Annotated in this window: 10 protein-coding genes; 4 read left to right on the top strand and 6 right to left on the bottom strand. The window is 72.0% G+C overall.

Annotation, left to right across the window (positions count from 1 at the left end; genetic code table 11):
* Together GA0115240_RS00275 and GA0115240_RS00270 are read right to left on the bottom strand one after the other, a co-directional pair.
* Positions 1–229 (bottom strand): DUF5954 family protein (locus GA0115240_RS00275; protein WP_237554482.1); only part of this gene is annotated, 229 nt, incomplete at its 3' end.
* A 338-nt stretch (positions 230–567) separates the two neighbouring features.
* Positions 568–1,851 carry an ROK family transcriptional regulator gene (locus tag GA0115240_RS00270; protein ID WP_256069348.1) on the bottom strand — a complete coding sequence of 428 codons (1,284 nt, stop codon included), beginning with the start codon at positions 1,849–1,851 and terminating at the stop codon, positions 568–570.
* Positions 1,852–2,000: 149 nt separating this feature from the next.
* Between GA0115240_RS00270 and GA0115240_RS00265 the strand changes: the two genes are divergently transcribed.
* The 4 genes from GA0115240_RS00265 to GA0115240_RS00250 all read left to right on the top strand — a co-directional run bounded on the left by GA0115240_RS00265 (position 2,001) and on the right by GA0115240_RS00250 (position 6,081).
* The gene (locus tag GA0115240_RS00265) at positions 2,001–3,155 is read left to right on the top strand and encodes a Gfo/Idh/MocA family protein (protein WP_256069346.1); all 1,155 of its coding nucleotides are present in this window, start codon (positions 2,001–2,003) and stop codon (positions 3,153–3,155) included.
* A gap of 1 nt (position 3,156) precedes the next feature.
* Positions 3,157–4,077 (top strand): sugar phosphate isomerase/epimerase family protein, encoded by a 921-nt coding sequence (locus tag GA0115240_RS00260; RefSeq protein WP_093734601.1) that lies wholly within the window; start codon positions 3,157–3,159, stop codon positions 4,075–4,077.
* A gap of 121 nt (positions 4,078–4,198) precedes the next feature.
* A complete protein-coding gene (locus tag GA0115240_RS00255) occupies positions 4,199–4,945 on the top strand; it encodes a sugar phosphate isomerase/epimerase family protein (RefSeq protein ID WP_093734600.1) in 747 nt (248 codons plus the stop codon).
* The gene (locus GA0115240_RS00250; RefSeq protein WP_093734599.1) at positions 4,942–6,081 is read left to right on the top strand and encodes a Gfo/Idh/MocA family protein; all 1,140 of its coding nucleotides are present in this window, start codon (positions 4,942–4,944) and stop codon (positions 6,079–6,081) included. The genes GA0115240_RS00255 and GA0115240_RS00250 overlap by 4 nt, the downstream gene beginning before the upstream one ends.
* Positions 6,082–6,364: 283 nt before the next feature.
* Here the strand turns inward: GA0115240_RS00250 and GA0115240_RS00245 are convergent, their stop codons facing one another.
* From GA0115240_RS00245 to GA0115240_RS00230, 4 genes are all read right to left on the bottom strand, one after another.
* Positions 6,365–8,647 carry an RICIN domain-containing protein gene (locus GA0115240_RS00245; protein ID WP_370673247.1) on the bottom strand — a complete coding sequence of 761 codons (2,283 nt, stop codon included), beginning with the start codon at positions 8,645–8,647 and terminating at the stop codon, positions 6,365–6,367.
* 109 nt (positions 8,648–8,756) lie between these two features.
* Positions 8,757–9,593: an undecaprenyl-diphosphate phosphatase gene (locus GA0115240_RS00240; RefSeq protein WP_093734598.1), complete on the bottom strand. Its 837-nt coding sequence runs from the start codon at positions 9,591–9,593 to the stop codon at positions 8,757–8,759.
* 144 nt (positions 9,594–9,737) lie between these two features.
* Positions 9,738–11,525, bottom strand: coding sequence for a carbohydrate binding domain-containing protein (locus GA0115240_RS00235; protein ID WP_093734597.1), 1,788 nt, complete (start codon positions 11,523–11,525; stop codon positions 9,738–9,740).
* A gap of 183 nt (positions 11,526–11,708) precedes the next feature.
* The coding region (locus tag GA0115240_RS00230; protein WP_346267905.1) for a S53 family peptidase at positions 11,709–13,045 on the bottom strand (1,337 nt) is incomplete at its 5' end.

The following is a 13,045-nucleotide window of genomic DNA, read 5'->3' as shown; positions in this document are numbered from 1 at the left end:
GGCTGTCGCGGGCGTCCTGCGGGGCCAGTCCGGAGAAGTACGGCTGCAACTCCCAGCCGCCGCTTGCCCGCTCGCGGGCGATACCGAAGACCGGGCCGCCGGCCAGCAGGGGGGACGGGTAGGTCTTGCGGGCCTTCCACGCCTCCAGATCGGCGAGCGCCGCGACCGGGGACTCCGGATCGGCGCCCGGCGCGGTCCGGTGAGCGGAATCGTCGCCGTGCGGATTCATGCCTCCAGCATGCCTATTGGGCCCCGCGATGGGGAGGGGTTCCGGGAAAGGCGCCCTCTTGACAGCCGGGCGCGCTACCCGCGTCCACCGGCCCGTAGACCTGCTGCCGGGTCCGCGCCGACTCGCCGCCGGCACCGGGTCCGTCGGGGGTCGCGGCGGTCGGCCGTGCACCCGGCGGATGTTCCGCGTGCGCCGTCGCGCTACCGACTGCCGTGGCGGTTACGGGAGTTGGCGGCCACTCCCGGCGGTTCCGCCCCGGTCCCCGGCCACCACCCGCCCGCCATCCGCCGGCCACCGCCACCCGCCCGCCGAGCCGGCCCGCCGGGCGGCGCCGCCGGTCAACCGGCGGAAGCGCCGGCGGCGGCCGCAGCCGAATCGCCGGCGCCCCGGGAAGCGCCGGAGGCGGCCAGCATGCGCCCGATGCCCTCGGGGGACAGCAGATGCTGCACGGCCAACCGCCGCGCGCCCTCGATGCCCGCCCGCCGCCCCAGCAGGGTGGTCTCGATGGCGACGGTCCGGGTGGCCAGGGGCAGCGCGCGGCGGTAGACCGCGGCGCGGATGTCGGCCAGCAGGTCGTCGTGGAGGCTGGCGATGCTGCCGCCGAGGACGATGGTGTCGGGGTTGTAGAAGCTGACCAGGGAGGCCAGCACCTCGCCGATCCGCTGGGCGGCGAGCCGTACCTGACGGCGGGCCAGCGGGTCGCCCGCCGCGACCAGCCGCACCACGTCGGCGGCGTGCTCGGCGGGGATGCCCGACGCGCGCAGGGTGGCCGCGACGGCCGCGCCGGAGGCGACCGCCTCCACGCAGCCGGTGTTGCCGCAGTGGCACAGCACGTGGTCGTGGCCGGGAACGGGGATGTGGCCGATGTCCCCGGCGGCGCCGGACGCCCCGCGGTGCACCACGCCGCCCGACACGATGCCGCAGCCGATACCGGTACCCACCTTGACGTACAGCAGATGGGCGGTCGCCGGACGGTGGCCGTACTCGCCCAGCGCCATCATGTTGACGTCGTTGTCGACGAGTACGGGGGCGTCGTAGCGGCCGGCGAAGAAGCCGGGCACCCGGTAGCCGTCCCAGCCGCGCATGATCGGCGGCCGGACCACGGTGCCGGTGCTCGCCTCGACCGGGCCGGGCACGCCGATGCTGATGGCGCGCACATGCCCGGCGGGATGCCCCGCGGTGGCCAGCAGCCGCCCCAACTGCTCGTGCAGCCCGGTGAGTACGGCTTCGGGTCCGTCGTTGATGTCCAGGCCGTCGGTGGCTTCGGCCAGTACGGTGCCGCCGAGTTCGGCGATCGCGACCGTGCTGTGGGTGGCGCCCAGGTCCACCGCGCACACCACCGCCGCCTGTGAGGCGAGTTGCAAGGTGAGCGGGGGGCGGCCGCGGTCGGTGGCGACCGTGCCGGTCTCCACCAGCAGCCCCTTGGCGATGAGCAGGTCCACGCGCTGGGCGACGGCGGCCCGGGACAGCCCGGTGGCGGTGGCGAGCTGGCTGCGGCGGGTGGCGCCGCCGGCCACCAGGCCGGCCAGTTCGCTGAGCGCGGTGAGCTGCCGGTCACCCGCGGGTGAGGCGCCCGGTGTGCCGCCGGGAGCCGGCGCCGATACCCCTGCTGCTGCCGTCACCCTGTGCGCCTGCCTCTCGTCGGCGGGGGCCGATCCGGTCGGTGCCTGCTCCGGCCCGCTATTTATGACAGAAGGTAGCGGAAACATTGCCATTGTCAACCGAAACATCGATGGCTAGCGTTTTCTTCAGGCCGAAAGGGAGGGCATTCGTGGACCGAATCGCCGCGGGTTCAGCGAATCCGCCACCGCTGCGTACGGCGATTGCCGGCGCGGGCATGATCGGGCGCGTCCATCTCGACGCGGTGCGGCGCTCCGGCGCTCCGGTGGTCGGCATCAGCGCCTCCTCCCCCGCCCGCGCCAAGGAGGCGGCGGCCGAACTCGGGGTGCCGCGGGCCTTCGACAGCTCCCGGGAGCTGGTGACGAGCGACGACGTGGACGTGGTGCACATCTGCACGCCCAACGACGTGCACGCCGAGCTGGCCGAGCTGGCGCTGCGGGCCGGCAAGCACGTGGTGTGCGAGAAGCCGCTGACCACCGGCGCGGCCACCGCGGACGCGCTGGCCGCGCTGGCGGCCGCGACCGGGCGGGTGGCCGCGGTGCCCTTCGTCTACCGGTACCACCCGATGGCCGCCGAGGCCCGGGCCCGGGTGCTGGACGGCCGGGCCGGCGAGATCCGGCTGGTGCACGGTCACTACCTGCAGGACTGGCTGTCCGAGCCCGGTGACACCAACTGGCGGGTGGACGCGGTGGCCGGCGGGCCCTCGCGGGCGTTCGCCGACATCGGTTCGCACTGGTGCGACCTGGTGGAGTGGGTCACCGGCCACCGGATCGCCGAGGTCACCGCGGTCAGCCAGACGGTGGCGCGCGACGGGGGCCGGCCCGGCACCGAGGACGTGGTGCAGTTGCTGCTGCGTACCGACCGCGGGGCCACCGGCTCGCTGACCGTCTCCCAGATCTCCCCGGGCCGCAAGAACCGGTTGTGGTTCGAGGTGGACGGCGCGCGGACCTCGCTCGCCTTCGACCAGGAGAACCCGGAGTCGCTGTTCGTCGGCAGCCGCGGTGAGAACGCCGCGGTGCTGCGCGACCCGGCGACCTTGTCGCCCGCCGCGGCCCGGCTGTCGACCGTGCCCGGCGGCCATCCGATGGGCTATCTCGACTGCTTCGCCGCCTTCGTCCGTGACGTGCACGGCGCGATCCGGGCCGGCACCCCGACAACCGCCGACGCCCCCTCCCCGGGCGGCGGTTCCTCCCCCGCCGAGCCCGCCTTCGGCTTTCCCACCTTCGACGACGCCGCCCGCATGGTCCGCCTCACCGAGGCCGTCCTGGCCTCCGCGGCGAGCCGGTCCTGGAAAGAGGTCTCCTGAGATGAAGCTGGGCTTCCTGACCGCCTGCCTTCCGCAGCTCCCGCTGGACGAGATCGCCGCCTGGGCGGCCGGCCACGACTACGAGGCGCTGGAGGTGGCCACCTGGCCGTCCACCGGCTCGCGGGACTTCGAGGCCAGCCACATCGACGTGTCGGCCTTCACCGAGCAGCGGGCCGACGAGGTGCGCGCCCTGTTCGACAAGCACGGCCTGGCCCTGTCCGCGCTCGCCTACTACGAGAACAACCTGCACCCCGACGTCACCCGCAGGTCCGAGATCGCCGCCCACGTACGGGCCAACGTCGACGCGGCCCGGCTGCTCGGCGTGGAGTACGTGGGCACCTTTATCGGCCGCCACCCGGGGCTCACCGTCCAGGAGAACCTGCGGCTGGCCGAGCGCGAACTGCCGGCCCTGGTCGAGTACGCGGGCGAGCGCGGGGTGAAGATCATCATCGAGAACTGCGTGATGGAGGGGTGGCACCCGGACGGCTACCCCGGCAATCTCGCCTACTCCCCCGAGCTGTGGGAGTGGATGTTCGACCTCGGCTTCTACCTCAACTACGACCCGTCGCACCTGCTGTGGCTCGGCATCGACCCGGTCGCCGCGCTCAAGCCGTACCTCGACCGCATCCCGCACGCGCAGGCCAAGGACGCCCAGCTGGACCCGCGGGCCAGGGACCGCTTCGGCTTCTTCGGCCGGACGGTGCGGCGCGCGGACGGCTGGGACAGCGGCTGGTGGCGCTACCGGGTACCGGGCCTCGGCGATGTGGACTGGCGGCGGATCGTCGACACGCTCTACGAGGGCGGGTTCACCGGCACGCTGTCGGTCGAGCACGAGGACCCGGTGTGGAGCGGCGACGTCCGACGGGTCACCCAGGGGCTGGAGATCGCCCACCGCACGCTGCGCCCGCTGATCGTCGGCTGACGCTCTTGGCCGGGTCGTCGCCGGCGGACCGGACGGGACCCGGTCACCCGGCACGCACCGCCGAACCGGCACCGCATTCCGAGGACTTCAGAACTCCAGGACTTCAGGAGGCACCGCTCCGATGGCCACACCGCTGAGCATCCAGCTCTACACCCTCCGGGACCAGATCGCCGCCGACCGCGACGGCACCCTGGCCCGGCTCGCCGAGATCGGCTACCGCTCGGTCGAGGCCTACGACCCGACCGCCGACCCGGCCGGTTTCCGCCGGACCGCCGACGCGCTGGGGATGAGCGTCTCCAGCACCCACGCCTACGCCCTGTTCAGCAAGGACCCGGGCGAGGTCTTCGACGCGGTCGCCGCCATCGGCACCGATCTGGCGATCATCCCGGGCGGCATCGCCCACGACGAGTTCACCACCGCCGAGGGACTGCGGCGCACCGCGGACCTGCTCAACGGCTTCGCCGGCCGGGCGGCCGAGCGCGGGATACGGATCGGGTACCACAACCACTGGTGGGAGCTGGAGCCGCGGTTCGACGGCCGCACCGCGCTCGAGGTGCTGGCCGGCCTGCTGGATCCCGCGGTGTTCCTGGAAGTGGACACCTACTGGGCGCAGGTCGGCGGCGCGGACGTACCGGAGCTGCTGGGCGCCCTCGGGGACCGGGTGCTGGCCCTGCACGTCAAGGACGGCCCGGGCGTGAAGGACGAACCGCACACCGCGGTCGGCAAGGGCGCCCTCGACGTGCCGTCGATCCTGGCGGCGGCGCCGGACGCGCTGCGGATCGTCGAACTCGACAGCTGCGCCACCGACATCTTCGACGCGGTCGCCGACAGCCACGCCTACCTGACCGCGCTGGAGGGGCGTTCATGACTCAGATATCGCCGGCGCCCGGACCCGGGGCCCGCACGGCGGGTCCGGTCGGCGTCGCGCTGGTCGGCGCCGGGGTGATCAGCACCCAGTATCTGACCGCGCTGTCCGCCTTTCCCGATGTCCGGGTGCTGGCGGTGGCCGACCTCGATGTGGCGCGGGCCCGGGCGGCGGCGGATGCCCACCAGGTGCCCCAGGCCGGCGATGTGGCCTCCGTGCTGGCGATCCCCGAAGTGGAGATCGTCGTCAATCTGACCATTCCGGCGGCGCACGCCGAGGTCGCCGCGGCCGCGCTGGCCGCAGGCAAGCACGTCTACGGCGAGAAGCCGCTGGCGCTGGCCCCCGCCGACGGGGCGAAGATCCTGGCCGAGGCGCAGTCGCGGGGACTGCGGGTCGGCAGCGCGCCGGACACCTTCCTGGGCGCCGGACTCCAGTCGGCGGCGCGGGCGCTGGCCGCCGGGGCGATCGGCGAGCCGGTGAGCGCCACCGCGGTCACCCAGGGCCCCGGCCCCGAGGGCTGGCACCCCAGCCCGGAATTCCTCTACCAGTACGGCGCCGGACCGCTGTTCGACATCGGCCCGTACTACCTCACCGCGCTGGTGGCCCTGTTCGGGCCGGTGACACGGGTGGCCGCCACCGCCCGGCAGGCGCGGGCCCGGCGGGTGATCGGCTCCGGACCCAGGGCGGGCAGCGAGTTCACCGTGGACGTACCCACTCATGTCCACGCGCTGCTCGACTTCGCCGGCGGTCCGAGCGCGTCGGCCACATTCAGTTTCGACGCGTCGGTGCCGCGCCGCATGATCGAGATCACCGGCACCGAGGGCACCTTGTCGCTGCCCGACCCCAACACCTTCGACGGGCCGCTGCGGATACGGGCGTTCGGCGAGGAGGAGTGGCGGGACCTGCCGGTGACCGGCACCACCGCCGGGCGCGGAATCGGCGTGCTCGATCTGGCCCGCTCGATCCGCGGCGGCACCCCGCACCGGGCCTCGGGCGAACTGGCGCAGCACGTGCTGGAGTTGATGTCCGGCGTGACGGACTCCGCCGAGCGGCACGGCTTCGTGGAGCTCGCGTCGGGCGCGCCGGAGGTCCGGATCCTGCCGGACGACTGGGACCCGGTGACGGCGACGCTGACCTGACCCGGCGTCGCCGTCACCGAGAAGACGGGGCCGCGGCCCCCCGTTGCCTGGCCGGCCCACCCGTGGGGGGATGGGTCGGCCAGGTCTGTTTTCCTTGCCGCGCCCTCGCCTCCGGCCGCCGCCGGCGGCACGGATGAGGGGCCGGCCGGCGGGATGCGCCCCCTGGGCCAGCCGGCCCCTCTGACCGGTGTGCCGCCGTCCCCGCCTGTGTCGGGAAATGCGCACCGGAATCGTCACGAACGGGTCGCGGGCGCCGGCAGATCGGGCGCCCGCCCGTCCGGGGTTACGGGTAGCTGGCCAGATCCGCCACGTTGTGGCTCGCGGTGACCTGCCCTCCGGAGTTGTCGATGATGTGGTTGATGGTGCCGGCCCCGCCGAGCACGGTGGTGACCATGTCGTGGAACTTCACCCCGGCGGCGGTGGGCACCTCGATGGCGTGGCCGAGCACCAGCGACGGGTTGTCGCGCAGGTAGGCGTACACCCCGACACCCCACGCCTCGTGCGTGGTGACGGTGTTGGCCACCTTGTACGACGCGTAGCCGAGGTCGCCGCCGCTGGTTGTCCAGCTCCCCTGGTCGGGCACGTCGTAGGGGGTCTCGCTCTGGTAGAAGTACGTGCGGCCGCCGTTGCCGTTCCAGGTGGTCTGGTACTTCTCGAAGTGCTCGACGGCCAGGCCGTACATGGTCACGTTCGCGCCGTTGACGATCAGCCCCTGCGCGGCCGGGTTGGTGTTCCAGCCGACGCCGTTGGAGTGGTCGCCGCGCCACAGCCACAGGTCGTCGCCGATGACATTGGCGCTGTTGACCACCAGGGTCGTGGTCGCCTTGCCGGCGACGTCGCCGCCGATCCGGAAGAACACGTCCTGCAGGACCGTGGGGTCGGTGGCGTGGCTGGCGGTGGCACCGGTCGGGCCGACCTGCATCAGGACGGCGGAGTTGGTGGTGTTGGCGCTGATCAGCAGGCCGGCGATGTCGATGCCGTCGACGTCGGCGGTGGTGATCGCGGTGGCGCCGTTGTCCGGCACCAGGGTGGCCAGGCCCATGCCGAGCACCACGGTGTCGGGACGGGTGATGTTGAGCGCGGTCGACAGGTGGTAGACACCCGGGGTGACCAGCAGGTTCTTGCCCGCGGCCAGGGCCGCGTTCATGGTGGCCGCGGTGTCACCGGGCTTGGCGATGTAGAACTGGCCGATCGGCAGTGAGGTGCCGGCCGGGGTTCCGTTGGTCCAGTCCGGGCCCTGGGCGTTGCTGCGCAGCGCCGGGACGAAGACCTGCCAGTTGCCGGCCGAGTCGACGTAGACGAACGGCTTCTCCTTGGAGACCGGACTCTGCGCGACCGTGGTGTACGGCGGGTTGGGGAAGGAGTTCCCCGCCGGGGCGTTGGTGTCGCCGACGAAGACCATGTTCCAGTTCTGGCCGCTCCAGCCGCCGTTCATCGCCGTGTTCTTGGTGAGGAACTGCTGCTGGGTGCCGGAGCTGATCGTCCCGGAGACCCGTGAGTCGCCGATGTAGCCGCCGCTGGACCAGTTGCCCGAGGTGCCGTGGGTGTTGTCGTACAGCAGCATGCTGCCGTGCACGTCCATCCGCCGGAACGGGTCGGCCTGCGAGACCGCCCACATGGTGCTTCCGGAGCTGGGCGTCACCGACATGTTCTCGACGTCGCGCCAGAAGTTCTGGGTGGCGTTGCCGTCCTGGGTGTGGCCCGCGACATGCACGCCGCCGCCGGTGATCGACACGTCGTCCGGGGACAGACCGAGTCCGGAGACCTGGGTGTTGTAGCCGACCGGGATGTCGACGTTGTACGTGCCGGGCCGGAAGAGCAGCGCGTTGCGCTGGGTGCCGAACTCGTTGCCCACCTGGGCGTTGTAGACCGAGGTGACCTTCGACTGGATCGACGCGGCCGACATCGAGGGGTCGAAGATCGTCACGTTGGGACCGAAGTCCGGCGTGTTGCCGGGCGGCGGGCTGGTCGGCGGCGGTGTGGTGCCGCCGGTGCTGCCGCTGACGTCGAAGGACTGCGCCGCGGTGCCGTTGCAGGTGTACTGCTCCAGCTGGACGCTGTCCGCGGTGGACGCGGCGGGCACGTCGAGGCACTTGCCGCTGTTGCGGTTGACGAAGTGGAAGGCGCCGCTGGACTCGGCGACCGGCTGCCACTGCTGGTTGGCGCCGCCGCCGTACAGCCACAGCTGGGTCAGCGCGCCGTCCGCGGTGGACACACCGGTCTCGTCCCAGTCCTGGCTGGGCGCGGTGGACACACCGACGCGGTAGTAGCCGCTGTCGGTGGCGGTGAACTGCCAGGACTGCGCGGCCGAGCCGTTGCAGGTGTACTGCTGCACCGCTGTGCCGTTGGCGGTGGCGGCGGCGCGGGCGTCCACGCACTTGCCGCTGCCGACGTTGGTGACGGTGGCCGGCGCGGACGGGATGGTCGCGGCGCCGGCGCCCGAGGCGGAGACCAGCGCGATGCAGGCGGACACCGGAAGCGCGACGGCCGCCACGATGGCGGCTGCGCGTCTGCGGCGGTGCGGGGGGCGGATGAGCGGGCCGGGCACTGCGGGTACCGGGGTCACACGGGGCTCCTCAGTCGCGTTGTGGGGTCGCGATGCGGTCTGGACGCTAGGCGCCGTCCGCCGGAGGAGTCAATACACATCAAAAAATAAGTCGTGAACTATCCATCGGTCAGGCGTCGATGGTGTTGGTCGCCAGCAGGGCGATGACGATCAGGCCGACGATGATCCGGTAGATCACAAAGGCGTTGAAGGAGTGCTTGGCGATGAACCGCAGCAGCCAGGCGATGGAGGCGTAGGCGACGACGAAGGACACCAGGGTGCCCACCGCGAGCGCGGGCACGCCGACGCTCCCGTTGGTGGCGTCCTTGAGCTCGTACAGTCCGGCGCCGGTGAGGGCGGGCAGGCCGAGGAAGAACGACAGACGGGTGGCGGCCATCCGGTCCAGGTCGCGGACCAGGGCGGTGGAGATGGTGGCACCGGACCGGGAGAAGCCGGGGAAGAGCAGGGCGAGGATCTGCGAGGTGCCGACCACCATCGCGTCGGCGAAGGTCACCTGGTCCTCACCGCGCTTGAAGCGCGCCATCTGCTCGGCGCACCACATGACGATGCTGCCGCCGATGAGTGAGAAGGCGACCACCCACAGCGAGCCGAGCGGCCCGTCGATGAGCGGCTTGGCGGCCAGGCCGACGATCACGATCGGGATGGTGGCGTAGATCACCCACCAGGTGAACTTGTAGTCGTGGTTGTCCCGCTCCCTCTTGTCGGTCAGTCCGCGCAGCCAGGCCCCGACGAACCGGGTGATGTCCCGGAAGAAGTAGACGAAGACGGCGGCGATGGCCCCCACCTGGATCACCGCGGTGAAGGCGACCACGGAGTTGTCGTCGACCGGGATGTTCATCAGTCCCTCGGCCACCTTGAGGTGGCCGGTGGAGGAGACCGGCAGGAACTCGGTCACTCCTTCCACGATGCCGAGAATGACGGCCTGGCCGACGCCGATGGCACTCATTGGGTGTGGTCCCGTCCCCTGGTCTTCCGATGAAGGGACCGGGCACGCCCCGAGGGCGTGCCCGGTCCGTTCCGTCTACATTCGCGTAGACGTTCGGGGAAACTCTAGAGGATGCGCGAACCGGCTCCTGCGCCGGGTCGGCCGTCAGGCGATGGCGAAATCGTCACCGTAGACAGCGCTCTGGCCGTACCAGCCGTGAAGGTACACCGTCACCGTACCGTTGGCACCGGTGGTGAAGGGAACCGTGAGCTTGGTCCAGCCGGTGCCCGAGGTCCAGGCGCTGGCGGTGGCGCCGCCGCTCACCCCGACGTAGGAGTAGGGGCCCTGCACCCAGGCGGTCAGGGTGTAGGCGTGGTTGGCCTGGAGCGCCACCGACTGGTCGCACTCCCCGGTCTGCGAGGAGGACGGCACCACGTGCAGCGCGTGGGTGCCGGCGTGCGCCGGGCTGGTGACCACGCCGCCGCCGGACTGGCAGGTCCACGGCGACAGGCTGCCGGTCTCGAAGCCGCCGTTCACGATGCTGCCGCCGGGATTACCGCCGCCGCTGCCGGTGATCGTCAGCGCGTAGCTCGCCGAGTGGGCCCCGGAGGCCGCCGAGCCGTTCACGGTGAGGGTGTACGTGCCGGGGGCCGCGGCCGTGGTGGTGGCGACCGACAAGGTGGCGCTGCCGCCCGCGGTGACCGAGCCGGGGCTGACCGTGGCGGTGACGCCGGCCGGGGCGCCGCTCACCGACAGGCCGACCGACTGGGCCGCGCCGGAGGCCACGGCGGTGTGGACGGTGGAGGTGGTGGAGCCGCCGGGCGCGACCGAGCCGGCCGACGGGGACAGCGACACCGAGTAGTCGTTGGTCGGCGGCGTGGTGGTGCCGCCGCCGCTGGTGAACGGCTCGAAGGTGTGGCTGAACTGCCAGGTGGTCTGCGGGGTGCCCGAGCAGGAGTCGGAGCCGCCGGTGCCGTTGCAGTTGCCGTTGTCGCGCTGCAGCGCCCAGAAGGACAGCGTGTTGACGCCCTTGCTGACCGCCCAGTTGTAGACGGTGGTGGCGTTGGCGGTGGTGAAGGTCTCGGCCGCCCCGAAGTCGTCGATGCCGGGCATCTCGATGATGCCGGTCGTCGCCCACAGCTGGGCGTCGGTCCGCGACGGGTAGAGCTGGGCGAGCTGGTTGTGCAGACCGGTGATCGCGGTCTCGGTGTCGGTCGCCATGTTGTGCGTGGCGCCGTCGTAGTAGTCGAACGTCATCAGGTTCACGACGTTGAGGTTGACGCCGTTGGACACCGCGTTCTGCAGCACGGCCAGACCGCTGCCGGACCCGACCGAGCCGGTGGTCAGGCCGCTGGTGGTGGTCGGCAGGGTGTAGGAGAACTGGATCGGACGGCCGTTGGCCGCCGCCCAGTCCTGGACCATCTTGACGGCCTTGTTGCGGCGGTCGATGCCGGCCGCGTTGGTCAGCGAGTTGTCCTCGACGTCCAGGTCGATGCGGCTGACGTCATAGGTGGTGATGACGCTCTCGTAGGCCGCGGCGATGGAGTTGACGTTGGTGCAGCTGTCCGCGATGTCGGTGCCGCTGTCGTCGGCCGCGTAGCCGCCGAAGGACGGGATGACGTCGCCGCCGCCGGCCTGGATGGTGTCGATGTCGCTGCCGAAGTTCGCCTGGCTGATCGGCATCCCGCTGTCGCCGTTCCAGTACGGGGTGCAGGAGCCGACCGACGGGGTCTGGATGAAGGCCATCGTCAGGTACTTGTTGCCGGAGGCCGAGGCCAGCCCGGACAGGCTGTCGCCGTTGTACGCCTCGAAGTAGGGGGCGAAGACGTGTGCGGGCAGCGGGGTGGCGGCTTGGGCGCTGCCGCTCGCGGTCAGGGCGAGCCCTGCCGCGGCCACGGCGGTGACGAGCCCGGTTATCAAGGTGCGGATTGGTCTGCGAACGGGTCCGGTCATGGACCGCGCTCCCTTCGACGGTGGGGGGACGCATTTGGTCTGGACCAATATGCTGGTCTGGACCACCCAACTGTCAAGAGCCCTAACAGACATTGGGGATCGGGCCGTTCGCTCGGCGCGGGCCGGTCGTATACCGGCCGGTGCGGTGCGGCCGGTGCGGTCAGTGGGGGCCGGCCCGGACGGTCACCCCAGGCGGGCGGCCAGCGCGAGCGCCGGTACGAACCGCGCCGCGTCCACCGAGCCGACGCCGGTCGCCATGTCGTAGCCCTTTACCGCGGTGTAACCGGTCACACCGTCATAGGAGTTGTCGGTGCCGTCCTTGACGTCCACCACGCCGGTGAACCGGCCGTCACCGCGCGACAGCGCGTAGAGCGCCTGGTGGATGTCGCCCAGCCGGCGGCCGGCGAACTGGTCGGCCAGCGCCACGATGCCGGAGAAGAGCGGACTGGCCTCGCTGGTGCCGCCGTAGACGTCCCAGCCGACCGCCGTCGGGTCGTAGCTGGAGTACACCCAGGCGCCGCCGTCCACCGCCGCCGCCATCGAGATGTCGGGGGTGCCGCGGTGGGCGCCGACGACACTCCGGACCGCGTTCTGGTACGCGGGCCGGGCGAAGACGTGCGAGGGACCGCCGCCGCCGGCTCCGTAGTCGTTGTAGACGCTGTCCGGCGCGGTCCGGTCGCCGTTGTCGTCCAGGTGCAGCTGGGTGCCGCCGATGGAGGTGACCAGCGGGTCGGCGGACGGCCAGGAGTTCACCGGGTACGGATAGTCGGTGCTGCCGTCCTCGGTCGCGTCGGTCGCCCCGCCGTCCCCGGAGGAGGCCAGCACCGTCACGCCCCGGCGCCGGGCGTCCGTGAAGGCGTAGCGCAGCTTGGCGATGCTGGAGAAGTCGCCGCGGTCGAAGCCGGGGAAGGTGTTCTCGGTGGCGCCGAAACTCTGTGTGATGACATCGCCGACCCCGCGGTCGATCAGGTACCGCTCGGCGTCCATCATCTCCGGCAGGCCGGTGACGCCCTCGGTCTCGGCCACGCCGGTCTCCACCAGCACGAGGTGCGCGCCGGGCGCGACCGCGTGCGCCATCTCGACGTCCAGCGTGCTCTCCCCGGCCCAGCCGGTCTGGTCGGGATCGGTCGGGTCGAACGGCGGTACGTCGCCCCACTTCACGACCTGTACGGAGGTACTGGCCAGGCCGAACTGCTTGCTGTAGACGTCCAGGTCGTGCTGGATGGTCGGCGAGCCGAAGGAGTCCACGATCACGATCGTGCGGCCCCGGCCGGTGACCCCGGCCCGGTAGAGCGGCGCCAGGTCGTACGCCTTGCGGTACTGCAGCGGCGTGTAGCAGTTGATGCCCCAGGTGGCCTGGCACTGCTCGTCGGTGAGCGGGCTGTCGGCGCCCTTGACGAGCCGGTGCCCGGAGACGGCCGGCACCGGCTCGACCGCGGGCGCGGCGTGGACGGCGGGCGCGGGCGCGGCGTGGGCGGGCGCGGCGGCGGCCCCGGTGAGGGGAGCGGCGATCAGAGCGG

It is taken from the genome of Streptomyces sp. DvalAA-14, assembly GCF_900091855.1.
In the GTDB taxonomy this organism is placed as follows: domain Bacteria; phylum Actinomycetota; class Actinomycetes; order Streptomycetales; family Streptomycetaceae; genus Actinacidiphila.
This window is presented reverse-complemented; position numbering and strand designations above follow the sequence as displayed.

Excerpts from the sequence above, each read along its gene's own strand:
- GA0115240_RS00235 (WP_093734597.1), bottom strand. The coding sequence starts at position 11,525 with ATGACCGGACCCGTTCGCAGACCAATCCGCACCTTGATAACCGGGCTC.
- GA0115240_RS00240 (WP_093734598.1), bottom strand. The coding sequence starts at position 9,593 with ATGAGTGCCATCGGCGTCGGCCAGGCCGTCATTCTCGGCATCGTGGAA.
- GA0115240_RS00260 (WP_093734601.1), top strand. The coding sequence starts at position 3,157 with ATGAAGCTGGGCTTCCTGACCGCCTGCCTTCCGCAGCTCCCGCTGGAC.
- GA0115240_RS00250 (WP_093734599.1), top strand. The coding sequence starts at position 4,942 with ATGACTCAGATATCGCCGGCGCCCGGACCCGGGGCCCGCACGGCGGGT.
- GA0115240_RS00255 (WP_093734600.1), top strand. The coding sequence starts at position 4,199 with ATGGCCACACCGCTGAGCATCCAGCTCTACACCCTCCGGGACCAGATC.